This is a genomic window from Mycobacterium sp. 852002-51057_SCH5723018 (assembly GCF_001667035.1).
Lineage (GTDB): Bacteria > Actinomycetota > Actinomycetes > Mycobacteriales > Mycobacteriaceae > Mycobacterium.
The window spans coordinates 74,955-100,968 of sequence record NZ_LZIR01000027.1 but is presented as its reverse complement, the minus strand read 5'-3'; the positions used below and the strand labels follow the sequence as shown (position 1 = coordinate 100,968).

Genomic DNA, 26,014 nt, shown 5'->3' with positions numbered 1-26,014 from the left:
GGCGCAATCCGCCACACCGGCTCGCGGCCGCCATCCACGCGGGTGATCGGGTGCCCGCTGGACAACGCGTCGAGCGCCGCGCGCACCCCGTCGCGGGTGCGCAGCCGCAACGCGCTCGTCGACATCGGGGTTTGCTTGCGCTCGAGATAGTCCAGCGAGTCCTGCAGGGTGTGGTGCAGCTGGCCGAGCGTCAACGCCGCGCCGCGGGTAGTCAGCAGCAACGCGCATACCAGACCCGTCGCCGTCACCGGCGTGGCCTGCAAGATTCGCCACGCCACCTGAAACGACATCTTCTGCAGCGCAAGCCGTTTGGCGTCCTGATCCTGCGCCAGCGCACCGTCCTGCGGGCCGAGGTATTGGCGCATCGAGACGGCTTCGGGGAAGCGGACGTAGATCTTGCCGTAGTTGCGCTCGCCCTGCGCCTTGATGAAGTTGTAGAGCCAGACGACGCCCTCCGGCGTCTTCTCGCCGCCACGCGCGTAGGCGGCGTACTCGGCGGTCTCGTGCAGCTGATCGAAGCCGATCGAAACCGGTTGCAGCAGAATGTCTTCGCTGCGCCCGTCCAGATAGGCGTCGGCCACGTAGGACAGCAACCCCAGCTTGGGCGGCAGCATCTTGCCGGTGCGCGAGCGAGTTCCCTCGATGGACCAGCTCAGGTTGAACCGCTTTTCGACGATGTAACCGACGTACTCGCGCAGGACGTACTTGTAGAGCGGGTCTGCGCCGATGTTGCGGCGGATGAAGATGACGCCGGAACGGCGGAGCAGCGGGCCCATCACCCCGAACGACAGGTTGATGCCGGCGAACACGTGCACCGGCGGTAGCCGGTTCTCCTGCATCGCCACCGGCACCACCGCGCCGTCGATGTAGGACCGGTGCGAAAACAGCAGCACCGCCGGGTGGGCCTCCAGCGCGGCACGCATGGCCGCGACCTGATATTCGTCGTAGTCGATGTCCGGGTCGAAGCCGCGGCTGAGCGCCCTGCCCAGGACGCCGACCAGGTCGACGGACACCCGACTCCAGCCGGTGGCGAGTTCGTCGAGCATCTTGCCGGCTTCTTCGACGGTGGCACCGGGAATCCTCTTGAGGCCGGCACGAAACCGCGCGGACGCCAAGATCTCCGGCTTCACCAGCCGCGGAGATTTGTACTGCGGCCCCAGGATTCGATATTCGGCGCGTTCCAACGCCAAAATGGCACGGCGAGTAACGAATTGCGCGAAGTCGTGCTCGTCTTCCCCGACGGTGGTGTCGCGCCACTGCTGGCGCAGTTCGGAGACCTTGGCCGGTTCGCCGGCCACCACCCGCGCGCGTTGCGGGTCGGTGCGCACGATCTGACGTTGCTGGCGCGGGTTGGGGTGGTAGGGATCGCGGCCGGGCAGCAGGCCGGCCAGCTTCGCGGCCCTGCCCCGATCGGCCGGCGGCAGCCAGAACACCCGCACGGGTAGTATCGAACGGTCCTCATTGGATTCGGACCCGAGCCGCTCGACCAGCGCGTCCAGCGCCGTCGGCGACGCATCGCGCTTGGGCAGCGCCAACACCTCGAAATTCGCGTCGGCGTCGGTGGCTCGCTGTTCGCCCACCCAGGCCATGATCAGTTCCCGCTCCACCGGCGAGGCCATGGACGCCAATACCAGCGAATCCTGCGCGGTGAGCACTGCGCTGGGATCGGCGGCCGATTTGGTCACGGCCGCCCTCGGGGTGGCGAGCTCGGCGATTCGGCGCCGACGGTCTTCTGGCCGCTGGGCCGTTGTGCCTCACCGTCTTTGAGGGCGACCCTGGATTGGTTCGCATTGGTCTTGGCGGGCTTCTTGGTCGCGGCTTTGGTCCCCGATTTGGGAGCGGCCTTCTTCGCCGCCGCCTTGGCAGGGGTCTTGGCGGGCGCCTTTTTCGCCGGCGCTTTGGTGGGCCCCTTGGCTTTCTTCGCCGCCTTCTTCTCGGCGTACAGCCCGACCTCGGGCAGTTCGTCGACAGGCCAGTTCGCCAGCGTGTCGAGGTAGAGCTGGCGCACCTCGGCGATGTGCTCCGGCAGGGTTTCCAGCGTCCAGTCCTGCACCGAAATCGGCGGGAATACCGCGACGTCGACGGTGCCCGGATTGATCGTGCTCGAGTTGCGAGCGGCGACGATCTCCGCGTTGCGGATCACGATCGGCACGATCGGAATTCCCACCGCCATCGCAATGCGGAAGGGCCCCTTCTTGAACGGCCCGACTTCGGTTGTGTCTACCCGCGTGCCCTCAGGGGCCATCAGGATTGACAGACCGTTCTTGGCGCGCTCTTCGGCGGTGTGCAGCGTCTCCACCGCGGCGGCCGAATCGTCGCGGTCGACGAATACCCCGTCCAGCAGCTTGCCGAGCGTGCCCATGATGGGGTCTCGCTGCAGTTCCTTCTTGGCCACCGCCACCCAGTTATCGCGGATTAGCGCACCGGAAATGATGGGGTCAACCTGGTTGCGGTGGTTGAAGATAAAGACCGCCGGACGCTGCGCCGTCAGGTTTTCTTTCCCGATGACATTCAGTCGCACCCCCGTGGTCGCCAGCACCATCTGGGAAAACGTGGAAGTGAAGAAGTTCGCGCCCCGCCGCCGGCTACCGGTCAGCACTCCGATCCCGACCGCGCCGGCCGCCACCGGGAACATCGAACCGAAGCCGGCAAGCGTCCGCAATTGCCGCCGGAGGCCCAGGCGACCGCGGCTCTCGAATCGCAGAATCGGCCAGCCGCGGCGTTTCGCGACCGCGGCCATCTTGCCTTCGGGATTGGTCGGGCGCGGGTTGCCGACCAAGTACATCAGGGCGACGTCCTCGTCGCCGTCGGCATAGAAGTAGCTGTCCTTGAGGTCGATGCCATTCTCGGCCGCAAACCGTTGCACCGCAGCGGCTTTGCCCGGCCCCCACAGGATCGGCTTCTGCACCCCCCCGGTGAGTATGCCGTCCTCGTTGACCTCGAATTTGTTGGTGAGCAGGTTGGTGATTCCGAGGAACCGCGCCACCGGGTTGACCTGGATGGTCAGCGCCGACGAGCTGAGCACCACGGTGTGCCCGCGGGCGACGTGGGCGCGCACCAGCTCGCGCATTTCGGGGTAGATCCGTGACTCGATCCGCTGGACGAACAGCCGCTCGCCGATTTCTTCCAGGTCGTCCAGCAGCCGCCCGGTCAGCGCCGCGGCGGCCTTGCCGATGAGGTCTTCGAACTCGATGCGCCCCAGGGTGTGGCTCAGGCCCGCTTGAACCATGCTGAGCAGCTCGCCCACACCCATGTCGCGGCGCAGCAGCCGCTCCTGGGTCAGGATGACCGCGGTGAACCCGGCGACCAACGTCCCGTCGAGGTCGAAGAACGCGCCGATCTCGGGGCCGGGCGGACTTGCCATGATCTCGGCGACCGAACCCGGCAACCGCATGTCCTCCCCCGGCTTGGGTGCGCGATCTTCGCTCTGTTCCTTCGAGCTCACGAGCCCGCCACCGTCCGCGCCGAGGTGGCCGGTTCGCTGAACGAGGCGGGCACCGCATGGGGTGCCGGGTCACCGGCCAGCGCCAGGATCTCGTCGAAACCCTCCAGCAAGCACTGGGCGAAGAGGGGCTCGTTGCGCACCGACGCCCGGTCGTAGCGCACGGTGATGGTGCACCAGCCACCACGGGAAATCAGCACCACCATCATCGCCACGCCGGGCAGCGGGCCAATCCCGTACTGCCGCAAGACCTTTGCGCCCGCGATGTAGGTGTCTCCGGGGTAGACCGGGACATTGCTGGCCTGCACGTCCGAACCGATCACCGAGCCGGTAATCCCCTCCAGCACCGGCGTGGGCAGCACGCTCAGCAGCGGTGCCATGGAACCGACGATGTTCATGGCTGGCTCGTCGCGGCGCTGCGTCATCTGCGCGCGGATCTTCTTCATCCGGGCGACCGGGTCGGCGGTACCGAGCGGTGCCGCCAGGTTGACGCCGGTGAACCGGTTACCGCCGGCCGTGTCGGCCTCGGCCCGCAGGTTCACCGGCACCGCCATCGGCAGCGTGCTGATCGGCATGCCCAGGGCCACGTGGTAGCGGCGCAAGGCGCCCGACAGGCCGGCGAGATAGGCGTCGTTGATCGATCCGCCGCCCGCCTTGGCGGCCCTGTGCAGGTCCGAGAGCGGGATGTCGATCGCGTCGGTGCGGGTGGCCAGGCTGCGCCGGCGCAGCAGCGGCGACGGCTCGGCGGCCTTGTTCATCACCCGCACGCCCGACATGGCGTAACCGACCGCTCCGCCAACCGTGGACACGGGATCGAGCACCGCCTTGCCGGCCGCCGATACCGCCCCGGCCACCGCGCCCACCACGCCGTTGACGACGGCGAGGGGCAGCCGGTTGAGGCCCTGGCGCATCAGGTCGTTGGGTGTGAGGTCCTGCGGAATGGGTTGCGGCGGCGTCGGTTTGGGCGGTGGGTCGCGCTCGAGGTCGTAGATTTCGGCGAACATCTCGACGCCGCCGACACCGTCGGTGACCGCGTGGCTGACGTGCAGCAGTGCCGCGGCTTTGCCGTCGGCCAGGCCCTCCACCAGGGTGGCCGTCCACAGCGGCCGCGAGATGTCCATCGGCGACTGCAGCATCACCTCGGCGAGATCGAACACCTCACGCAACGTGCCGGATCCCGAGACGCGGATCCGCCGTACGTGGAAGTCCAGGTTGAAGTCGGGATCCACCACCCACCGCGGGGCCGCCGTCGGCAACGTGGGCACCACGACCTTCTGCCGCAGCCGCCGCACCCGCCGGGAGGCGTTCTCGAATCGGGTGCGAAACCGCTCCCAGTCCGGCGTGGTGTCGAGCAGTTCGAGCGCCATGAGGCCCGACCGGGTCCGCGGATTCGCCTCACCGCGGTGCATCAGGTAGTCGACCGGTCCGAGCTCGTCGGACAACTTAACGACCTCGACGGACTCAGCCATGATCACGAACTCGACGCGCCAACCCTGTCACCGCAACAACGCTAGTCGGGTTGCCGCGCCGGTGAAAGGCGCGGTCCGGTGCGCTCAGCTGGCCGAAGATGCCGACAGCGGCAGGGAATCCGCCAGTGCGATGCCGCGGCGCCCGTAGACGATGCCCAGGAAGTTGGCGACGGCGTCGGCGGCCAACCGGCATCGGACCGTCGGGGTGATGTCGAAGGCGTGGTGGGCGTTGGCGAGTTCGGCGTAGCCCACGGTGGCGGCCCCGGCCTCGCGCAGCGCCGCGCAGAAGGCCCGGGCCTGCCCGCTGGGGACCAGCTCGTCCTTCTCGCCGTGTAGGACGAAGAACGGCGGGGCCTCGCTGTGGGCATAGGAGATCGGCGACGCCGCCCTGAACCGCTCGGGGTCGTCGGCGTAGCGGGTCTTCAGCACGAATTGCTCGAGGAACGGCAGCATCAGCTCGTGCATGTTCTCGGAGTCGGTGAAGTCGTAGACGCCGTAATACGGCGCCACGGCCTGAACGGTGGTGTCCGCGTCCTCGAAGCCGGGCTGGAAGGTGGGGTCATTCGGGGTGAGCGCGGCCAGCGAGGCCAGATGTCCGCCCGCCGAGCCGCCGGTGATCGCGATGAAGCCGGGGTCGCCGCCGTAGTCGGCGATGTTGTCGCGGACCCACGCGATCGCCCTCTTCACGTCGATGAGGTGGGTCGGAAACGTGCAGCGGGGGCTCTTGCTGTAGTTGATCGACACGCAGATCCAGCCGAGCTCGGCCATCCGGCTCATCAGCGTGTAGGCCTGCACTCGTTTGTCGCCGATGGCCCACGCTCCTCCGGGAACCTGGATCAGCACCGGGGCGCGGTGGCCGGGCGCGAGGTCGTGACGGCGCCAGATGTCGAGCAGGTGTTCGGCACCGCCGGGGCCGTAGGGGATGTCGGAGGTCTGCGCGGCGTAGCGGCGGTGCGGCCCGGGCCGGTTCAACAGACCGCTGCGGGGCGCGCAGCCGGAGCGGGCGCAGGTGGGATGGCGCACCAGGTCACTGAAGTCGGGCCCGAAGCATTCCTGGAGCGCGGCGGTGAGGGCTTGATCGGCTTTCTGCGCGGCCCAGGACTCGCCGACACGGCCGATCGACGGCGGCGACACCCTGGACAACGCGTGACCGGTCACCACATGCGGGGGAAATTCCGTGGTCAGCCAGCCGGCGAACCAGCCGACCGCGAACGGCGAGCCGCGCAGCAACAGGGTGCCGGCTCGATAGGTGTCTCTGGCATCGGCTGCCATGCGCAGCGCCTGGGCACCGGCCCGCGAGCACCGCGAAGTCAAGTTCAAGACCACGCTCATGGCAACGGCACCCTCTCGACGTTATGCACACGCCTCGTTGCGGTTAACGGCTGTTTACCAACCGATGTTGTACGTGTGTCGAGGATTCACACCATAACTGATAAGCGCGGTGGGGGAAGGGCTTTCGGGCGCGTCGTGCTCGGCGAGTCGTTCCGGCGTGTCGCGTTCGATAGACTGACCTGCGCATTGCCTCCGTAGCTCAGGTGGATAGAGCAAGGGCCTTCTAATCCCTAGGTCGCACGTTCGAGTCGTGCCGGGGGCACTGGAAACTGCCAGTTAAAAGCGGTATCGAGTCAGTCTATAGATTTTGCTAAAGGTTCCAGTCCGCAGACAGTCCGCAAGGTTTATGCTGGTGGGCATGTTGAGGCGCAATTCTCGGGCTGGCGTGGAGGACCGGTGGCACCGTCCGCCACGCAAAGGCGAACACGTCCTCTACCCCGCCGACAGCCTCGGCAAGGTCTCGGGGACGTGGTGTATGGACGCCAGACACGGCACGCCGGGCGTCCTCGTATGCACGGTGCGTCACGGCACCGGCCGGCGTTGGTTGGCCCGATGGGTCGGCAATGACGGCGGCGAACGCACCCAATCTTTTGAGCGCAAGGCCGACGCCCAGGCTCGTATCAACCACGTGACTTCCGACCTCGTCACGCACACCTACGCCGACCCGCGCAAGTCTGCGGTGACATTCCGGGCGATTAGCGACGAATGGCTAGCCACCCAGCGCACCCGTCTCAAGCCATCCACCATCGGCGGGTACGAGAGCTTGCTAAAGATGACCGTGTTGCCGCGGTGGAGCGATGTGAAGCTGGCCGATATCACCCATGCCGACGTTCAGCGGTGGATTGTGTGGCTGACTACCAGCAAAGAGGCCCGCCAGCCTCGGACGACCGACAAGACCAGGAACGCTGAGCGCCAGCCGCTCTCGGCACGCCGAGCCGTGCAGGCCCACGGCATCGTCAAACAGATACTTGCGTACGCCGTGCGTACTAAGCGGCTAGCGGTTAACCCGGCCGATGGGATCGAACGCCCGCGTGTCGTGTATCGCCGCGAGACTGCACTGAGCCACGCCCAGGTCGCCGCGCTTGTGGAGGCCGCTGGTGATGCTGGACCCATCATTCAGACTTTCGCCTACACGGGCCTCCGGTTCGGGGAGCTGGCCGCGCTGCGGGTCGGTGATGTCGACTTGTCCCGACGACGGATTCTCGTGTCTAGAGCTGTCGCTCAGGTGACCGGCGTCGGACTTGTCGAAGACACCACAAAAACACACCAGGTGCGCTCAGTGCCCATCCTCACGTCGGCGTTGGCCGACACGCTTAAGGCAGCCGTAGAAGGCCGCAGACCGGAGGAACACCTGTTTCCTGCCCCGAACGGCGGTCCCATGCGCAATTCGTTCTTCCGCTGGCGTTTCGACCGCGCGTGCCAGGCCGCGGAGTTAACCGGTGTCAGCCCAAAAACATTGCGGCACAGTGCAGGATCGCTGGCCCTGGCTACGGGCGCCTCGCTACCCACAGCCTCCAAGTTGCTCGGGCACGCGAAGGTGAGCACCACGGCCGATGTCTACTCGCACATGCTGCCCGACGACTTCGATAACCTCGCCGCCGAGATGGACAAGGCCGCCCGCGCCGCGAGGGCTTGAGCCGACCGAGTCACTGCGGGACCACTTCGGCGGCTTCGCCTACTACTTCCCTTACTTCTTGTTCGACATCGCCAGCCCCGCGCTGCTGATCGTGTCGACCTCGAACCGCTGAACTGCAAGCCGGAAGCCGAGATGCGCTACAAAACGCATCCAGGTTGGCACCTAACGCCCACCTGCGACTTTCGTAGATGCAACTAACACAACCTCTTGTGTTGCGCGATCTTGTCGCCCCCCAGGGGTAGTGTTATCCATACGAGCCGGAAGAACCCGAGGGTTACCAACACCGGACAACGGACTGGCGTAGGCGGTCCTGCAATCCTGCAAGTGCAGAGAGTTGCCTCAGGCAATCGCGTGGCGTTGCCGAAATCCATTGATACCTATTGGAAGGTCTATTTGTCGTGCAACAAATCGTGGAAACGCTCAAGTCGGAAATCCTCTACACCGAAGAGGTCGCCGCCCTGACCCGAGTGCCGGTAGCAACCTTGCGGTGGATGAAACACGTTGGAAGAGGGCCCAATTGGGGTAAATTGGGGAAACGCGTGATCTATCGCCGGGCTGATGTGGAGGCGTGGATCGAATCCGCATTCGACGGCGGTGCGGCCTAAATGATCGAAAAGGCACTCGCCCTCGACATCGGCCAAACGGTCCGCATCGAGCGTGACGAAACCCGTTACCCGTCCAAGGGCAGCTGGCCCGAGTTCCGTGGTCGTACAGGCACTGTCGTGGAGATCAACCTCGACCGCAAGCGTCCGAACTTGACTGAATACGGCGTCGCGTTCGGGAAAGTGACCGCCGCAAGCCCCCAAGCGCGGCGGGCAACCCGCTGGGACCATGCCGCTGTGGCCTGGTTCAAGGTCTATGAGATATGCGCTCTGGCCACTCAGCGCCACGCTGAGCGGTCCCCCAAAACTCCCGACGGTTACTACGCTGAGGAGGCTGCCTAATGGCCGTGTTCAATCCCTGGACCCGCCACTACCAGGCCGCATGGGAGAACCGTGCGGCCAACCACAACCTGCCCCTGTGGGCGCGGATCTTCTCTCTCGCCTACGGGCGCCACCAGGCCAACGGCCACGCCGTGTTTGGGCGCGGTGAGCTGACGTGGATTCTGGGCACGCCCCCGAAGGCCTCCGAACCGTTCCAGCGTGCCAGCAGGCAAGCTGTCCGTGAGGCGATTGCGACCGCCGTGAAACACGGCTTCCTTGACGACGACTCCTGCTCGGAGTGCCTAGTCGTGCCGGGGCACGCGATCCAAGGGCCGCATGGCAAGGCCGCCGCCCCATGCCTGGTGCATGAGCGCAAGTATCGGGCGAAACGCGCAAAGCTGACACTCGTCTCATGAATGTCAAGCTGCGGCTTGACGGTTGCACCCGAAATGCGAGTAAACGTCAAGCCACAGCTTCACCTACGTCAAGCAATAGCTTTACACGCAACTCACTGACCTGCGGTTTTAGCTAGCGCTCTTAATTCTCTCTATAAACCGATTCGATAAGGGCGCGAAGCGCCCGAGCGGCGCCGTTAGACCGCACCCCGGCGAGCCGGATGGCGAACGTCTCTACAGACCCAGCCGTCCCCGGCCCCGCACAGGCCTGGAGGACCGAGTTGATGAGCCGCTCAGGTTGGCGAGTGCCTGTAGCGCAACACGTTCGGTCGCGACCGCACTCGTATTGCTGCGTCACCGCGACACTTGACCGACTCCCAGGCCTGGGGTTCGAGGAGTGTCTTACCTTCGACAACGCCCATCTGCCCAATTTTGCGTACGCGCCAGGAATCGCGTTGATAGTGGAAGTTGAGGTAAACGGACCTAGCACATCGGATCCTTCAGTGCCGGCAGCGTCGCGTCGTCGAGCCACCTGTAGCGCGAGCCTATGCAGATCAGTAACGACCAGTCGGCAGCAGCACACGCACGAAGCGGATATTTTTGGTCCAGTCCGCTGCTGCGGGCGTTCCTGGTGCGAGCGGTACGGTCCAAAGGGTGTCCACTTTCTCGCAGCGTTACGGATATCAGGAACTCCGCTCGATAGTCCAACGCGAAGAACTCGATCATGAGACCCGCCTGCTGATCGGGAACGTTGTGGCAGTGCTGCCTGAGGCGTTCCGCGAGCCTAATTACCCGGATGAGACCGAGAGCAATGTGCTCACGGCGACCTGGACCTGGGACCTGAAGGAGGCGCGCGATGAGCGGCCCTCGGATGACGCGATCTGGCGGCGGTTTAAAGGGATTATCCTCAGCGGTGAGTGGTGGGCCGTGTTCGACGTTCTAGAAGCCCTCGCCGAGAATCTTGATCGCTACAAGACACCGTCAACGGAACACATTGTTGAGGTATTCGTACAGGCTCTCAACGCGACGTTGGAAAGTTGCTTGGTCGGCTACCGCCTGATCGAAAACAAGATCACCCCCATCGACTCCGCGGTCGAAACTTCAGCGATCGTGGACGCGCTAGAAAGCATTGGCAGGTTCGAAGGCGCGCGTCACCACCTCAATCGCGCCATCGAATTACTTGCCGATCGGCAGAGTCCCGACTACCCGAATTCCATCAAGGAGTCGATCTCGGCAGTTGAGTCCGTGTGTCGCAAGGTAACGGGCGAGGGCACGCTCGGAGCGGCATTGAAAAAGCTTGCGACTGCGGGTGTCACAGTTCATCCGGCGCTCGAATCAGCTTGGTCCAAAATGTACGGCTGGACGTCGGACGCCGACGGCATTCGACACGGCGGAATCGACGCGGCCGAGGCTGACCAGTCCCTCGCTAGGTACATGCTTGTGGCTTGCGCGGCCTTCGTGTCGTACGTCATCGAAAGTGCGCGCAAGGCGAAGCTCGTCTAGCTGATCAATACTCAGACAGGAGAGAAACCCGCCTGTGCCGTGATTCCAGGGATGAGCAGTGCCCGCGATCGGGCGGCCATTCAGCGGGCGCTCACCCTCATCCGGTTCGGAGGGACTGTAGGACGTGGGATTTAAAACCCACGGCCTCTTCGTCCCGAACGAGCCTGACCTGCGCTTATGATGATCGATGGTTGGTGTGGGTAGTCGACGAGTGGCGGCGAAAAGGTCTGTTGGCGGGTGCTTTCGTCGCTACAGTCGTTGATGTTCGTCGTCGTCCGGTTACGCGAGAAGCGTAACCGGCTGCGTACCCAACTCTTTCCGTCCGCGCTCGACCGCGATCGGAACCCATCATCACCCGCGCGTTCGAGGTGATAAACCCCGCTGGCGCCCGCATAGCCCCACCGTCGACGACGCGGCATAATGGCGCTATCAGGGAAAATGGAGTGCTGGTTGTACCCTCAAGGCATGCAGGGCGGAAGCGAGTCCGGTCTCATCCTGCCGAGTTTTCGTAAGCCGCCGGTCGTCGAAGTTGCCATGTCGATCGGGTTCGCCCCCATGGTCGGCTTGAACTTCGCGGCCATGGCGGATCTTCGATCGAGATGGATCGACTCCTATCCAGGCGCGGAGGAGCAACCGCTCTTGGAGTCCCCATCCACCCCGCAACAGTCGATTAAGGTTGAATTTGGCTTCGGACCCCCGCCTCGTCGGCTGTGGCTTCTGAGTTCCGGAGGCGATCGTGTGATTCAGATTCAACGGGACCGCCTGATCGCCAACTGGCGTGCGGTGCCTGGCAGCGGCGAACCATATCCCCGCTACGGGCCGCTCCGTGACGAGTTCCTGCAGCGGTGGTCCGACTTCGAGAAATTCATTGTCGAGCATGGCCTTACGCAATCACTCCAGCCCCAATACGCCGAAGTGACATACGTGAACGTCATCAAGACTGATGACGATGGGAAGCTGGATATTTCTGCGGTGTTGAAGATGGATAGACGGGGAGACCTTTGGCGCGACGACATGGCTACGGTGGCGGTCAATCAGAGCTGGGAGGTACACGACCTGCAGACCTTCCTAACGATGGCTGCCAATGTGGATAGCAGCTCGCCTGACTTGCCTATCGTGTTACAGATATCCGCTAACACCCAGACACGCGAGGGTCGCGGCACTGCCATTGCGCTGGACCTCGCTCATGACTTCGTCGTAGGAACATTTGGGGTCGTAACGACCGATGAGATGCAGCAACGATGGGAGCGAACAGAGTGACCCTCGCGCCTGAGAGTATCGCCACGTGCGCTCCGCGCTCTCTTCAGCCGCCCTCGCTGTACGCCCATGGTGGACATCCCGGCCCGCGCAAGTTCTTGTACGAGCATGACCAGCCGGCTGTAACCATTCGGCTGCGGCCGCCTGCCGACGTTGAGACCCGCGTGGCGCTAGATTCTGCTGTCGAGCGCATCAACGCGCTCCATCGCGGTCTTTCGTCATCGTCCTGTGTCGACAATGACCTCGTACCGTCTGAGCGGGCCGTTGTCAGTGCGATAATGGCGGTTTCCGAGATATCGCCACGGATACCTGCTCAAATTTTCCCGTTGCCTGGCGGTGGACTGCAAGTTGAGTGGCATCACGGGGAGTTGGATATCGAGATCGAATGCTTAGCAGATGGATCGACATTTGTGTATGCGGCGATCGACGAGAGCAAGATAATCGATGAACCTGCCAGTGGTCAGCGAGTTATGGAACTTCTTGCGCAAGTTCGGAGCGAACTTGCTAGCGCAACTGCAGACTACCGTGGCGGGTCATTCACCGTCTTCCGCTGACCTCACGGCTGAAGATTTTGAGCGGGATGAACTTCTCCGACGCATACCGAGTCTCACCAACGATGATTTCTACGCCATCAATACACAAACAGGCGAAAGACAACTGACAAGCGCGTGTTTCAAATTGCGTCCCGACGAGAGTGGACTATCTGTCTACTCGAAAACCGTTATCGACCGACTCGGTCTCACATACGCTGCCGTATGCCGAAAGCCACTCAACGCCGTCGCATCCATTTCGGGCACGGAGCCGCCACGGCACGGTTTGAGGACAGATCCCGATCCTTGGCCAGAGGATGTGCCAGAACCCGAACACCCCCGAAATGCCGCCCATGCGTTGATTATGGGAATTGCGGCTATGGAGCGCGGACAACAACGTGACCTCGCGCGCGCCTTTGCGGCAGTGGCGGTGATTGTCCACACGCCAACGGGCTAAGAGGCCATCAAACTCGCCGGTCATTTGCCATGGAGGGCGGACTCGAGGGCTTCGGTTTGGGTGAAGTCGTTTTCGCCCGTCATGGTGATTACAGATTCGCGGGCGGGTAGAGGACAACAATTTCAGGGACGCGGACCTGAGGCATAAGCCAAGGTAGGCCGAAATTCCGGCGGAGAGAGGGCGACCGCTGAGCTGTACAAGGCAGGCGCTGGTTACCTAAGGAGCGACCCTCCCACCCTTCATTGCTTGCGCGGTATGGATGTTGGCCCTTGCGGACTCCACGGGGCTATTGCCGGCCGCCGCTTGAGGCGGTGCGACAGACCAGTCCGCGTGCCGCATCAGCCGGCCGCGATAGTCGCTCGCACATTCGCGCGGTACATCAAAAATTCATTTTTCTTCCGGTACCCTTCGCGCATAAGAGCTACGTCGAGCCTGGCCACCTTGCGCAGAAGGAATGTGCGTAGCGCCCAAGGCAGGGAAAGATAAACCAATAACATTTCGTTAGTCGTGGGCGGCCGTTTATCCTCTTCGGTTAACCAGTGGGCTAAATAGTTCCGCACATCCTTGACTAATGTCGCCCAGTCTTCAAAATCTTGCAAGACTTCTGGCACGGCTTCAGATATAACCGCCATGATGGCGCTCAAACGCTGGACGAACGTTATATCATTAAGCGGACTAAGGAGATCATTGAAGTCCTCTGGGCGCGTGGTCAGGCCAGCATCATTCACAGCTTCGGAGATTGCTTCTCTGCCCGCGCGGCGCGCGGCTTTGGCTTGGCCGCGGGTTAGACTCACGAACCGCAATTCGTCATCGTACAACCTGCGATGAAGGCCCTCCGCAATCGTGCCGAACACAAGCGCCTGAAGTGCGAGATTGTCTTGTAGCTTAGCGTCGGCGACGGCTGTATCGAGACCATCCAGCTTCGCGCTGATGTCCAGCCAGTCGACGATTTGTTGTAGTGATATTGCACGTGGGTCCACTAGCCAGTCGCCTATGTACCTCGTAGTTATGCGCCGGGTAGCAGTCGCTAATGTGTGCCAAGGCAGCCAATCAGTGCCATTCTCCAAGCGCACTTGCGCTGGTCCAAGTGTCAACTCGGGTTGCAGCGCCAACCTCGCTAGGGTTCTTGAGCTTACCAACGCTCTCCTGCCCAGATCACGGAGGCTCATGGTTGTTTGAGGTCTGAAAACAAACCACGGTTGGCCAGCGTCATTTTCGCGGCTCAGCGTTCCGATATCACTCGACGCCGACGACGGCAAATTTATATTGGACCACAAAACGTCATTATCTAGCTGATAGCGCACATCGGCAAAGAGGGTGTCTTCGCCGGGAAAATGTCCCCCCACTAGCAGGTGTTTTGCCCGATACATTTGAGGGCCATGCGCCTGTGCTCCGAAAAGTGTCAAATCCTTACCGTCGGCCGTTCTTCCGAGAATCGTTATGGGTTGAAAGTCGTGAACTACATCGTCGGGATCCGGCTCAGAAAAAACTGTTACGCCTTCACTTTCGCGGACACTGACCGACTTTGGCTCCACTATGGCGGCTTCCAGATTCAAGACTGGTAGTTCCCAGGAACGGCAAGTAATGGTCCCGGGCGCCGACCATCCGTTGCTAGATGCTGGACTCCAAAATTCTCCGTCGATTTGGATTTCATCAGTTGACAACGCTTCACGCTCCGTCGATGTACTCGCACTCTGCGAAGTTTTTCGGAAAACCTTCATCCGCGCAAGGCAATGCAAGAGTATCCGGCTGAAAGCACACATCCTGTGGTCCGTGATGGTCGTTCGGTTACTCTGTCCTCGTCCACGTTGTGCAGCCGCGCGTCTGGAAAGCTTTGTCGCTCGGTTGTATCTGGACTACCTGTGGACCCTCACTGTTGCTGTTGTCAATGATATCGCTCGTATCGAGGCTGCGGAGTCGTGCCCAATAGCAGGGCGCCCCACCAGGCTCGCGCCAAGTGCCGGGCAGAATATCAGTGCCCACGACGTAGATGCCCTCGGTAGTAATCGTGGTTTTCGGTCCGGGTGGCGGTGGTGGTGTATAAGTAACCGTCGCCGTACTCGTGATAACTGGCTGCAACGTCGACGTGATCGTCACTGTCGTTGCGGCTATGCGAGCCGGGCCGCTGCAGCCTGCGACTAGGATCCCAACCGCGACAGCCGCACTAATCTTCCTCTTTTGCACGGAAGAGAAGTCTACGGAGGAATCGCCGGCCACCGTGTTGTTTTCGGGTGCAGAAGGCACCGGCAGCGCAGCACCGCGCTGAGGGGTCACAACAACCGCCCGTTGCGAAAGGTGAGGCAATGAGCTAGCCGCCTTCGTCAGCCTGCTCAGCTAGCACCCGGTAGACGGTGGCCCGGCTTACACCGAGCGCGGCAGCTATGGTGCTTGCCGATTCGCCGCTCGCGTGCATACGTTGAGCTAGAGCTGCTTTCGATCCGGTCAAAGCTTTTGGCCGACCAATGGATTGCCCGCGTGCCCGACGTGCCTCACGAGCGGCCGTTCGCCGCTCGCGGCCCAGTTCCAACTCAAGTTCGGCGAGACTTGCCAGGACGCCCGCCACCATGCGACCTGTCGCATTCGACGTGTCGATGCCCTCTCGCAACGAGCGCAGAACAATCCGGCGCTTACCCAATTCGCGGATGGTCGTCATAACCTCAGCGGCGTTGCGGCCCAAGCGGTCTATGCCGACGACAACGATGGCGTCGCCTTCGCGGGCGTAGTCCAACAGGGCAGCGAGGCCGGGGCGCTGCTCGCGGGCAGATGTGCCTGAGAGCTTGTCTGAGTAGACGCGGGCGGGATCGACGCCCGCACCGGTCAGCGCATCGACCTGTTGATCGAGGGACTGGTGCCCCGTGCTTACTCGAGCGTAGCCAAGCTGGGTTTCGGGTGTGGCGGAGGCGATTGTCGTTGCCATGCAAACAGTGTCTCAGAAGTATCAGAACTAGTCCATATGCGACAGATATTTTGAGCCAACTTTTGAGACATCACCAACTGGCATTTCCTGAAACACAATCTATCCCAGTCTATGCCATCTCAATTCTTTAGTTATGCGACTCGATCCTGATGGCTTCTGCAGCGGCGGCGCTGAAGGGAACGACCGCGAGTTGCCACGCGGTGCCCTGGACACAGTGCACGGACTCTTTCCGGCCAGGTGCGGTGACTCGAGCGCCGAGCGAGCGCGCAGGTTGACTGGGCGTGGTGACTAGGTCAACGCGGGCAATAGTCCCCAGCCCGGTATGCCTCGCACGGCTGCGTTGAACAATCGGAAATAGCTATCGCCCGTGCTAAATGCGGGATCGTCCTGGCTTCGGAGGGATCCCCGGAGCTCGAGGAGCTCTTTCCGTGCGTTTGTCCACGCGACCCGGGCGTCGTCTTTCCATTGCGCCCCTTTATTTAGAGTTGCTGCGACATCTTTGTATTTTTTGACGGTGCCACGTTCTTCGAGGAATCCCCGCACGGCGTCGCGTGCCTCTCGTATTGCGGGCTGGTCGATGGGGACTTTTGATTCGAGCCAGGTTTCCTTATTTGGAAAATTGCTGTCGTCCGGAGATATGTTTTCGTGAAAGGCTTTGAGATAGGCCTGGAGCAGCCGGAGGATTTCGGCCTCACCTTTTACAGTTTTTCTTGCCTGCTTAGGGAGCTTGTTGGCAGGTACTGCTTGCGCGTTATTCTTTACAGCGTCAGTGATGCTGAACCGCACATCCGAGGCCTCCTTCAGTGCCTTCTCCGCCGTTGCTTCAGCGTCGGGCAATTTCCAAAATTTCTGCAGCACCTCGTTATAGCCATCGTTATTGTCGGCTCGGATCAGGAGGAAGGAGCTGATCGCGAGCCACACGTCGCCCTTCGCGGTCTTCCAGCCGCCGGCAAGCTGAGGGTACGCTCCCGTTCCCTTCTTCGTCTCCTGCGTTCCGTGCTTAACGAGTTCACGGACGACTTCTGCGGAGACTTTCAACACCATGATCGCCTTATCGTCATCGTACAGAAACGTCTCGCGCAGATCTCGCAGTTTCAGCTCCGGTTTAAGTTCGCTATCGCAGCGGAATGCGCCCGAATTAATGAGGGCAATTACGGGAGCTGGGGCGCCGGCGGGTCGGTGGCCCTTTTGATTCAGTTGCGCCTCGGCTTCCCGTCGAACGCATTCGGCGACTAAGACTCCCATGTTTGTCGCGTCTTTGCGGATATAGTGGTCGCGGGCTTCGAGTGCGGTTATGCCAGTGAAATTGCGTACCAGCTTGTCATCGTCGGAGAGCTCTACCTTCGCAATCGCTGCTTGGATGATTTCGTCGGCGGCCACATCGGACATATCGTGGTCTTCGTATGTCAGCTCGAAGGCGGGGATGTCGTATTCGCATCGTGCTTTGTTGAGTACATCTTTGAGTTCCGAACCTTCAGCAGGGTTCTGCTCCTGGATGCGCTCCCTTAATACGTCGCTGTCCAGGTCAGAGACCGTCAGTAGGACAGCCTCCAGGTCCTGCGGATACAGGAACCTCTTGTTGCGCTGTCGTTTCTGCAGTCGTTGGTACGCGGCGTAGACCTCGTTACAAGCGGATCTTCCGCCTGCCAGGGGAAGCATGACCCGTATGGTTTCCGCGTTGGAGAGATTCTTCCCAATGAAAATTGTTCCGCTGTAATCGACGTATTGAATGTCGTGGTCGTGGCCTCCGAGAATGTAGGTGCGCGGGGTTGCGGCGATCTGTCGCTGCAACTGGGTGTCCTCGTCCTGCGTAGCGTGTGTGAGCACAAAGCGGAACGGTATGTTATCGGTGAGGGCTACCTTAGTTTCGAATTCACCGCCCTGGTCGGGGGATGTATCGTCTGCGCGATCTTTGATGTCATTCCACGCTTTGATCACGGCTTGGCTCGGTGAAGTATCTTTCCAAGGCTGATCCTTCGCCTTACCGGTTTTGGGGTCTTTCTCCGTTAAGCTTGGGCTCACGAAGCTCTTGTGCACATCCGCTGAGACAACCCCGGTGAGCGCTATGCGAGGGCGAGAGTCGTCCTCGGGCCAGACAACATGTGGTTTCATTTTGATATGGCGGTTGCCCGGGGAAGGATCTTCTGGTCTGATCAGCCCAGTCGGGTCTGTCGTATTCGCGAGAAGCACTGTAAAATTCGCTTCCCGGAGACGATCGGCAAGCGCATTTGCCTTGTTGTCGAATTCATGGTTTCCGAGTACGCAATATTTAACTCCCGCCGCATTAAGGAGACTCACCATCGTTCGGCCATGGTCGTACTTCTTCGTGGCCGTGTCCTTGTAGTTGCCGACACGGGCCGGACTCAGGAAGTCACCGCTATGGACCACGAGGACCAGATCGTTTCCAGTCGCGGCGATAGTATGTGCCCGCAATCGTCTGATGGTGGCGATAATTCTGGCGAAGCCCGGTAGCCAGCGCTCGGGGCGTGCGTCAATCAAGTACGTATCGTTCAGGTGCACCACCACGCCGACTAGTGCTTTTTTGTGGTCGCTGATCGCTTGCAGTGCTCTGTCGAGTTCATTCATTCGGTGCCCGCCTTAATCGTTACTAGATGACCACGCCGCCACAACAAGCGCCCGGGACTGAAGACAAGGTGACATGGCGGCACGACCTCAGTATGGAGAATTCGTGCCCTGAAGGGAATCGGTAGTTTGATCTGGGTTTGCTCCAACCCTGGTGCGCGGTTACCTGGAACCTCTGCCCACAGATGCGCCAAATCACGGCGTTTGCCGTAGCGAGGTCCGTGGCAAAGCTGTCGAAGGTCCCCGTATGGGGCTCCCCCATCGACGCCCGAATGTTTCCGTGGGGGCAATCGGGCTGCCGCTTGGTAGGGCAGGGACGGCTCGATCAACTATTCCGACACGGAGCCAGGCGACCTGGTTTCCCGATCAACCCTTTGAGTTGTCGCTCCGGTGATCGCGTTTCCGGCCCGACTGCGGCGCGCGCCCCCGCAACACGGCGACGCTTTCGTTACCCGACACTCTGGTTTGGCATCAACAACTGAGAAATTGAAAACGTTAGTTTTGAGATCACTATGCGGAGGTAAACGCCCAAGGCGTCAAACGCGGGTGTGGCAGCATTCGGGGATGGCTGAGAGCGACAAGGAAGCGAGTAGAGATGGAGCGCCCGAAACTAGGACGACAGACAGTGACGGCGAGGAGCTTGGCCCAGAAGGACCAGTTGAGTCCCCTGATCCCGATCCGTCCGATTTGATCGGTGCAGTCAGTTTTGAAGGACTGACGCCTACCGAGTTTGAGGCGTTCTGCTTCGATCTGGTGTCCGCTGCTGGGTTTTCAAACGTCGATTGGCGGAAAGGGACCCCCCGAGCTAGTTCCCCAGCCGACCAGGGTCGCGACATCGTTGCAGAGTACGTCCAGACTGACGTTGACGGACACAAGTACAGCGACGTGTGGTTCATTGACTGCAAGCACTACGAGCGCGGTGTTCCGCCGGAGGCACTCAACAACGCGGTTAGCTGGGCGGAAGCCGAACGCCCTTCAGTGCTGCTGTTCATAGCCTCCGGCTACCTAACCAACGGTGCAAAGACATGGATCGACAATTACATTCGGAACAATAATCCTCGGTTCCGCATCAGGGTGTGGGAGCTTCCTCAGCTTCGTAATCTCATTGCTAGGCATCAAGATGTCGCGTTTCAGCACGACGTTCATGTCTCGACGTTCCGTCGTATCTCCGACATATTGGCCAAAGAGAATGAGCTATACGACCGGCTGTGGTACGGGCGGAAGCCTCCAATCGACGACCCGAGATGGGGTGACACGCCGAAAGACGTTCTGGAACAGGTCGACAAAGGCATGCGTGCCGTCGAGGAGCGAATCGGCAAAGAGGTTCTAGAACTAGACGTGTCAAGCGACTTCACGTGGGGAGTGCTCACCGGCTCAATCGTCGCAATTCGTTGGGTGCTAGGCGACGAATGGGGCAACGCAGATAGTTGACGCTCCCGCCCTAGTCCAGACACTTGTGTCAGCGACCTTCACCACAACCGCCGCAACGGCATGCCTACGGTTGGCGGAACTGGGAGCGGGAAGGCACGTTCCACAACTTCGGCAGCTACCGAGATAGCCCGACTGCATGTCGGCCCGTCGATGCTAATTCCTTTGTGCACGGCGTTGTTACGTGGCACCACTAAATCCAACTCGAAGGAAGATGGTAGTGGCGGACAGCTCAGTGAGGTAAGCAGCCTGCTCTTCGGACCGAGCATGCGGTGCGCGGCAAGCAGCGCACTGCGTACCGGCTCCTCAGTTCCAGCGAGACGGGCGTCGAGAATTTCGCTTACCGCGAGCTCAGCAGAAGTCGCGGCGTCGATGACGGCTCGCCGATAATGACCAACCTCCTGTAAAGCGCGGGCGTCACGGAGAAGTGTCCATGCCAGCGGAGGAGCGTTATCGGCTAACGAAACGCAACCATTGAGGATGTCGGCTGTTACTGCTTCGACCTGGCGGCCAAGATAAATAGTACTCATCCCAGTAATCGAGATGGGCACGTCGTGCGTACCGTCATCTCGCAGCGACCAGATCGGCGTCTTGTTACCAATCACCTCTGTCTCTTTATGGCCGACGCGCGTTAGATGCTGGCCGGTGACCAGCTCCAGCCACCCGCGAACGTTTTCCCACCAGTCGTCCATTGCATCGACAAGCGAATGTGCGGCCTGCTGTGTATCGACTCCAGCGGGAATATCAGCCGTCAGCGCGAGCTGATTGATGACGACGCCAATGGGTTTGGCCTTCGTCCCGATGTGGACCATTCCCCAATGCTCTTGAGACGGCGTCGCTGGCCTTCCGCCGATGCGGGGTGCAGCGAGCCATCCCATGCCCTCGCTTTCATCCATATTCACTGACGGCAGTTGAACGGTTGCGAGGTGGCCGGCGAGTTGTGTCGTGAATGTCTCTCGCAGCAGCTCGGCATACGCAACGAAACCGCGCTCGATCGTGTACCACCATTCTAAGCGCGTCATTTCGTCTCGCTCCCAGTAAACTCGCGCGCACGCCTTGGACCCTATCCGGAACCGTTGCTCTGCGACGGCCCCGGCGATGCTGTAGGACTCCCGGGTCCAATGCTGCCTCGCCCAGGCAATCCGCGCCGTGCTGACGGTGGTCAGCACATTTGCCTGCTCAGCCATATTTTTCCATGTTCAGCCGTGTCGGCCCGTTTTGCATCTGCGCAGGTCAGGCGTGCTATATGCGTCTTCGATTCCCGGCAGCTCCACCATCAGCCGCATCGCGGGTACACGTCGAACACTCGCGGAGTGACGCGCGGGCTAACCGCACCCGCCAAGGGCTAGGAAGGTGAGTTAACACTCTTGCCTGATAGCGCCTTGTGACTCCGTTAGTTTGCTGAGAAACCCACAACGCCAGTTGTGAAACACCGGTAGATGAGCGGCGTTCACCGGGGCGACGTCTGCCGTTTTAGAAGGACGAGGGGTCCGATGGTTGCGGCCAATCTGACTTCTGTGCCATGCCGAGGATCGTGGGCCGGTCCGCAAATGCGACATAGGCAAGACCCACAACCGTCACGTTTCCGTACTGGTCGAGTGGCACCTGAAAGACGAGATCCCCCTCATCCTTGGGTATCTTGCGGGGCAAGTATTCAGGTCGGTATTCAAGCGGCGCGAAATAGCTGCCGCCAGGCGGGATCGAGTCGGCGTGCCAGTCGGAAGCAAACCCGGTATAGAAACCGTTCGGAAGCTCCCTAGCGTCTCCGTTTACGTTTGGTGGTATCGCCCAGCGCTGGCTACCATTCCAAGAGACTTGAACTGGATGATCCGCTGCAGCAGCGGTCCTCGCAGGAGGCTGCCACGACTCAGGCAGAGTCGGTGAATCCACTATTAAGCGAATGCTCGCTGGCTTGGAAGTCGATATCGGGAGCGGATCAGGAGTGCTGTTCAGTATTCGCGGCCGGACCTTAATTTGCATCTGCGAATCATCAATGGCATTGGTAGCGGCCGAATAGACATCACCTTTGCACCAATATACAACGCATATTTGAATATCAGGTGGTGGCTTCTGCTCTGCTGCGGAGCCGCACAACTCCGCGTGGGACACCGTCGTGACTGGCGGTGTGCTCGGTGTCGTGGTCACTGGTCCCGGCGGCCTTGAGGCAGTGTCGCCCTCTCGGTGATACTCGCGTTTGAATGGTGAAAGGGGGGTGGCAACAAGCGCGATTACGAATGCCAGACAGACGACGAAAGTAAGCGGGAAGATCCATGTTCGCGCACGGGCTGGCCGGCTGGCAAGCGCGGCGACGGCGATGAGGCCGCTAAATACCGCTGCGACCAACACAATTGCCGATAGCCAACCAAATGATTCAATGTAGTGGGTGATCTCCATTATAAAGCCGGCGACGACCGCAAAAGGTACGAGCCCAAGCAAGATTGCCGTTCCAAGTGTCGGGCGGTGTCGTCCCGAGTTCCACCAACGATCCACTGACTTCACCCCGGAACTCCAAGCTTCTTATCGTCGGATGGTTGCAGTTCCCGGCCCGAAGCAACCTCCGTCAGACCCACCCCGGCGGCTGGACGGACGAAACACAAAACACGGAACAAGCTGCCTCAGAACCTTTCTGTAGGACCAGGGTTTCGTGACGTCGCCCGACTCGTCCGATGGCAGCCTATGCTCCCGGGAGGTGGCTACAGCGAGGATTGGAAAAATACCTAGGTCTCCCGCCGAGTCACCACGTCAAGGAGGCGCGATTCCCCCTGGTGAAGTGCGGCAGAGGCGCCCGAACACAAGCTGCCTAGCCAGGCGAGCCATCCGGGCTGTCGACGACAACTCGCGTCCAGTGTCCCAGACGTGGCGAGTAGCTCGTGCCTTCTGTACCGATCAAGCTGCGACGCTACGCCGCTTGGAGGCAGACCAGGCTTTCGAGCAAGCCGAGAAGCGTTTCGAGGCGGCTTGGAATCGCCAGAATGGCGATCACCCGATCAATGATCCGCCGAAGTGCAGCAGGTGACGAATCCCTTGGTGCTGCTTCCTTGCAATTGCCCAAGATCGGTGCCGACTTGGAGAACACCGCCGCGACCTTCTCCGAGCGCAGAAGAAGGCGCCGCGGAGATCGCCGCGCCCGAACGTCAAAAGCGGTAAGATAGCTTGAGCCGACTCCGGGCCAGACTTCATAGCGGGTTGCCAAGACGAGGGCCGCGCTCTCCTAGCGTCACGCTGAAACCCGACTATCGCTGCAGGCACGTGCGGGGGGTGGGTCGAAATCCCTGAGCCGCGACCATCCCGCCGACCCTTCCGGGGCTTTATTGAGCGAACCACATTTTGGAAAAATACAGTACCAAGCAAAATTAAGGGATGCCGCTCATGGCCAATAGACAGTGAAATGTCTCTTCAACCAACGCGGCTGGCGCGCCTTTCCATTTCTGTCCTTGGGCAGGATCCACTTTCCATCTTTGTCTTTCCGAATGAACATCCACGGGGGAACGCAGTAATTCTTCGCGGCTGCAGCTGTCGAGCGAGCGAGACCTAGAATGATGCCAGCTGGATATATCAACCCGAACCAAAGACTGAGAGTTATCCTTATCCAAGATGAAAGCGCAGCCTGCATCTCTAGGAGGGCAAATAACGTTCCGCCTACGGCGAAGAACGCGACATTGTAAGCGGTTTCAGGAAGCCGGCCCACGTCGAATTTCTCGCTTTTGTCTTCGTCATCTGTCAGCCCCAACTTACGTGCGCCATAACCAGGCGAAGTTCGTAGGAATAGCGGAGGAATGGATTCCTCAGCGTCGTCTTTCCAGAAGCACTTCCGCCAGATCTCATGAATTCCTTGAATCCCAAAAGTAAGTACCAGTAGTGCAGGGACGAGAATCAAGCGGCATCCAGCTTTATCCAAGCAGTTGCCTTTGATCGGCCCACAATCGTTCCAGATCCCTGAGAGCCATACGGCCACAAAAAGCACTGCGATTGTTAGATAGATATAAAGTACGGGGCGACGCGTTGGCTGCTTACGTCGAGCATCAAACCCGCCTTCTGCATGGCGAAGTGCGTTGGAGGTTCGACGGATAACGGTGTACGCTGCGCGCACCATGAGAAATAATCCAAATCCGACTATAAAAAATATTGCGACCTTCGAGGGAAAAGAGTCATAAATAAGATTGAGGTAACCGGACTTTGTGTAGACCATATTTGAACAAATCAGTATCCCTCCCGCCATCATAGTTGCCGCCGCGAAGAACCAACCATTCAAAGAAACTAATAGCTTTTTGCGTTTGACGATGATCGGTTCCGCTGATTTTGGATCCGAGATAGCCCTGCCAAGTTTGAGTTCATCTCGGCTGATGCCAACTTTTTTAGCAAGTTCGGTGTATTCGGCATGCTCCTTCCAGAGTGTGATTCGAAGTTCTTCGGCGTATGTAACGAGCACCCAGCCCAGACCGCAAATGAGGACAGCCCCACCGACCGTTAACATCGCGGTTGCTACAAGACCCTGACTCCACACCTGGGCACATTGGTCCGGGTTGGGGACCGGATTATCGGGAAGCTTTGCGCGAAGCTTATCAGCAATTGCAGCCGCGGCCTTATCTGGCCCACTCTCTCGCTCAACGCCTGATATGGCACTGAAGATATAGCTGGAAAGCGCGAGGACCGGCACGCCGGCTGCGAAGAGGCCCAGGGTATGTGGTGCATATCTGCTACTCGACGCAAATAGAATCGTGGCCGCAGTGATTACGAAGCCGGCCAGCACTCCGGCAAGCACTGAGAAGTCGTTAGCAGCAAGGATAATGTCCCATCCGCCCGTATTGGTACACGCCACAGGCATATTCTGCGGTGGCGCGGCCAATACTGGTCGCAGGACGAAAGTCGGTGTGTCGCCCGCATAGCTCGGACCAGCGCCCCAGCACTGTCAAGGCACGCTCTTTGCTATGTCGTAGACCGATCGGTCTGGACGAGCGCTACCTGCGGGCGGCGGCCCATCTTCGGCAGCGTCGCCAGCCGGCGGGGAGACTGCCGACCAGGTCCCGTCATGGTCTTCCCAGGCCGAGTCGCAGGGGACGGCGTGCATCAACACTCTGAACGCCTTACGCCTCCCAGTTTGGTGGATAACAGGCGCCAGTCCTAGTCCGCACACAGTCCGCAGGACACCCGTCAGGAGCCCTCATTGTCCATAGCCAACCAACACTCAAACACATTGTGGCCGAACGAGTTACCGCCATTTTCCCTTAACAGCCAAAAATTACCGTTTTCAACAAAGGGCCAGGTGGGAGCGCCTTCTAATCCCTAGGTCGCACGTTCGAGTCGTGCCGGGGGCACTCGATACGTGTATGACCTCGGCTGATGCTTGACATTTGAGCTTCGGGTGATGCCTGACAGTGTTTCGGCTGATGGTTGACAGTTACTTCGGTTGATCCTTGACACTCCTTCTTATGAGGGAGTTGAGCGTGGCCGAGCAGAGGTATCAGGCCGTGACGGCGATGATTGGTGACGGGTTGACGGTGTTGCAGGCAGATCGAAGGCACCGTGAAGCACGGAAGAACTAGCGCCCACGGTGGCCCCGTAGACGACGATTATCTAGTTAGGCGGCGAATCGACGGTCCGTGACGTAGAGACGTTCATTGCTCGACCGCATGCTTTGCTAGCCCATTGTTAAAATCGCCGCTGCGGCTAACGCCATGAGCGTTCCGAGGGCTACGAGGATCACCGTTATTGCTGCGCGCAGGATCTCGTCTTCGCTGGCTTGCCAGCGCGGTTTTCTTTCGACGACGACGGTTTCGGCTCCCGAGGCTATTGCTTCGGTTCTTGCGACCGCGGTCATCCGATCGGTTATCTCCGATTCACAATGCTGCAAGCCATACAAATAACCTGCACCTGCATGCCCGTGCATCGCGTGGCTCTCGACTTGCGCGTGCGTTGGGGTGGCGATAGTCATAGCAACTGGCCTAACCCTGTGGACCCCACGCTGGGTTATTTGCAGCCAAAGACGCCACTCTGTTCATTTGACTGACGATACAAAGTGAGCGTCGATACGTTAAGCACTATTGAGGCAAAAGTGGCTAACGGTACGAGCACGGATTATTCTTCGCCGCCAGCAGCGACACACCGCCAGCGGTGAGGACCGGCACCAAGCCGCATCGTCACC

General features: G+C 60.6%; 20 protein-coding genes and 1 tRNA gene. 9 read left to right on the top strand and 12 right to left on the bottom strand.

Going from position 1 to position 26,014, the window contains the following annotated elements:
- The 4 genes from A5764_RS07550 to A5764_RS07535 form a co-directional block, all read right to left on the bottom strand.
- On the bottom strand, positions 1–1,685 hold a 1,685-nt coding region (locus A5764_RS07550), incomplete at its 3' end, for a glycerol-3-phosphate 1-O-acyltransferase (RefSeq protein ID WP_067110964.1).
- Positions 1,682–3,394 carry an HAD-IB family hydrolase/lysophospholipid acyltransferase family protein gene (locus tag A5764_RS07545; RefSeq protein ID WP_067111002.1) on the bottom strand — a complete coding sequence of 571 codons (1,713 nt, stop codon included), beginning with the start codon at positions 3,392–3,394 and terminating at the stop codon, positions 1,682–1,684. The genes A5764_RS07545 and A5764_RS07550, both read right to left, overlap by 4 nt.
- A gap of 47 nt (positions 3,395–3,441) precedes the next feature.
- Complete coding sequence (locus A5764_RS07540) at positions 3,442–4,911, bottom strand: wax ester/triacylglycerol synthase family O-acyltransferase (protein ID WP_067110999.1); 1,470 nt, start codon at positions 4,909–4,911, stop codon at positions 3,442–3,444.
- 84 nt (positions 4,912–4,995) lie between these two features.
- The gene (locus A5764_RS07535) at positions 4,996–6,243 is read right to left on the bottom strand and encodes an alpha/beta hydrolase (protein WP_067110957.1); all 1,248 of its coding nucleotides are present in this window, start codon (positions 6,241–6,243) and stop codon (positions 4,996–4,998) included.
- Between the two features lie 188 nt (positions 6,244–6,431).
- Here A5764_RS07535 and A5764_RS07530 point away from each other — a divergent pair.
- From A5764_RS07530 to A5764_RS28170, 8 genes are all read left to right on the top strand, one after another.
- Positions 6,432–6,505: transfer RNA gene (locus A5764_RS07530), tRNA-Arg, on the top strand.
- Between the two features lie 213 nt (positions 6,506–6,718).
- Positions 6,719–7,879, top strand: a complete 1,161-nt coding sequence (locus A5764_RS07525) for a site-specific integrase (RefSeq protein WP_231989644.1) — start codon at positions 6,719–6,721, stop codon at positions 7,877–7,879.
- Between the two features lie 398 nt (positions 7,880–8,277).
- A complete protein-coding gene (locus A5764_RS07520; protein WP_067110949.1) occupies positions 8,278–8,484 on the top strand; it encodes an AlpA family transcriptional regulator in 207 nt (68 codons plus the stop codon).
- Positions 8,485–8,823: a hypothetical protein gene (locus tag A5764_RS07515; protein ID WP_067110947.1), complete on the top strand. Its 339-nt coding sequence runs from the start codon at positions 8,485–8,487 to the stop codon at positions 8,821–8,823.
- On the top strand, positions 8,823–9,218 hold the full coding sequence (locus tag A5764_RS07510) for a hypothetical protein (protein WP_067110945.1): 396 nt from the start codon (positions 8,823–8,825) through the stop codon (positions 9,216–9,218). The genes A5764_RS07515 and A5764_RS07510 overlap by 1 nt, the downstream gene beginning before the upstream one ends.
- Before the next feature lie 633 nt (positions 9,219–9,851).
- Entirely contained in the window at positions 9,852–10,700 is an 849-nt protein-coding gene (locus A5764_RS07505) for an AbiJ-NTD4 domain-containing protein (protein WP_067110935.1), read from the top strand.
- A 465-nt stretch (positions 10,701–11,165) separates the two neighbouring features.
- Positions 11,166–11,960, top strand: coding sequence for a TIGR04255 family protein (locus A5764_RS07500; RefSeq protein WP_197501231.1), 795 nt, complete (start codon positions 11,166–11,168; stop codon positions 11,958–11,960).
- Between the two features lie 441 nt (positions 11,961–12,401).
- The gene (locus tag A5764_RS28170) at positions 12,402–12,944 is read left to right on the top strand and encodes a hypothetical protein (protein WP_156664556.1); all 543 of its coding nucleotides are present in this window, start codon (positions 12,402–12,404) and stop codon (positions 12,942–12,944) included.
- Positions 12,945–13,282: 338 nt separating this feature from the next.
- On the opposite strand, the gene A5764_RS28165 is transcribed toward A5764_RS28170, so the two are convergent.
- The 3 genes from A5764_RS28165 to A5764_RS07485 all read right to left on the bottom strand — a co-directional run bounded on the left by A5764_RS28165 (position 13,283) and on the right by A5764_RS07485 (position 18,447).
- Positions 13,283–14,665, bottom strand: coding sequence for a HEPN domain-containing protein (locus tag A5764_RS28165; RefSeq protein WP_369807282.1), 1,383 nt, complete (start codon positions 14,663–14,665; stop codon positions 13,283–13,285).
- Positions 14,666–15,252: 587 nt separating this feature from the next.
- Positions 15,253–15,861 (bottom strand): recombinase family protein, encoded by a 609-nt coding sequence (locus A5764_RS07490; RefSeq protein ID WP_067110926.1) that lies wholly within the window; start codon positions 15,859–15,861, stop codon positions 15,253–15,255.
- Positions 15,862–16,149: 288 nt separating this feature from the next.
- Entirely contained in the window at positions 16,150–18,447 is a 2,298-nt protein-coding gene (locus tag A5764_RS07485; protein ID WP_082951562.1) for a 5'-nucleotidase C-terminal domain-containing protein, read from the bottom strand.
- Between the two features lie 561 nt (positions 18,448–19,008).
- On the opposite strand from A5764_RS07485, the gene A5764_RS07480 reads away from it, so the two are divergent.
- Complete coding sequence (locus A5764_RS07480; protein WP_082951561.1) at positions 19,009–19,875, top strand: restriction endonuclease; 867 nt, start codon at positions 19,009–19,011, stop codon at positions 19,873–19,875.
- 38 nt (positions 19,876–19,913) lie between these two features.
- Here the strand turns inward: A5764_RS07480 and A5764_RS28160 are convergent, their stop codons facing one another.
- The 5 genes from A5764_RS28160 to A5764_RS07475 all read right to left on the bottom strand — a co-directional run bounded on the left by A5764_RS28160 (position 19,914) and on the right by A5764_RS07475 (position 25,804).
- Positions 19,914–21,059: a hypothetical protein gene (locus tag A5764_RS28160; protein ID WP_156664554.1), complete on the bottom strand. Its 1,146-nt coding sequence runs from the start codon at positions 21,057–21,059 to the stop codon at positions 19,914–19,916.
- A 286-nt stretch (positions 21,060–21,345) separates the two neighbouring features.
- Positions 21,346–22,266, bottom strand: a complete 921-nt coding sequence (locus A5764_RS28155) for a hypothetical protein (protein ID WP_156664553.1) — start codon at positions 22,264–22,266, stop codon at positions 21,346–21,348.
- Between the two features lie 505 nt (positions 22,267–22,771).
- On the bottom strand, positions 22,772–22,948 hold the full coding sequence (locus A5764_RS30010) for a hypothetical protein (RefSeq protein ID WP_156664552.1): 177 nt from the start codon (positions 22,946–22,948) through the stop codon (positions 22,772–22,774).
- Between the two features lie 291 nt (positions 22,949–23,239).
- Positions 23,240–24,691, bottom strand: coding sequence for a hypothetical protein (locus A5764_RS28145; protein ID WP_156664551.1), 1,452 nt, complete (start codon positions 24,689–24,691; stop codon positions 23,240–23,242).
- Positions 24,692–25,510: 819 nt separating this feature from the next.
- Positions 25,511–25,804: a hypothetical protein gene (locus tag A5764_RS07475; RefSeq protein ID WP_231989643.1), complete on the bottom strand. Its 294-nt coding sequence runs from the start codon at positions 25,802–25,804 to the stop codon at positions 25,511–25,513.
- Positions 25,805–26,014: the final 210 nt, after the last annotated feature.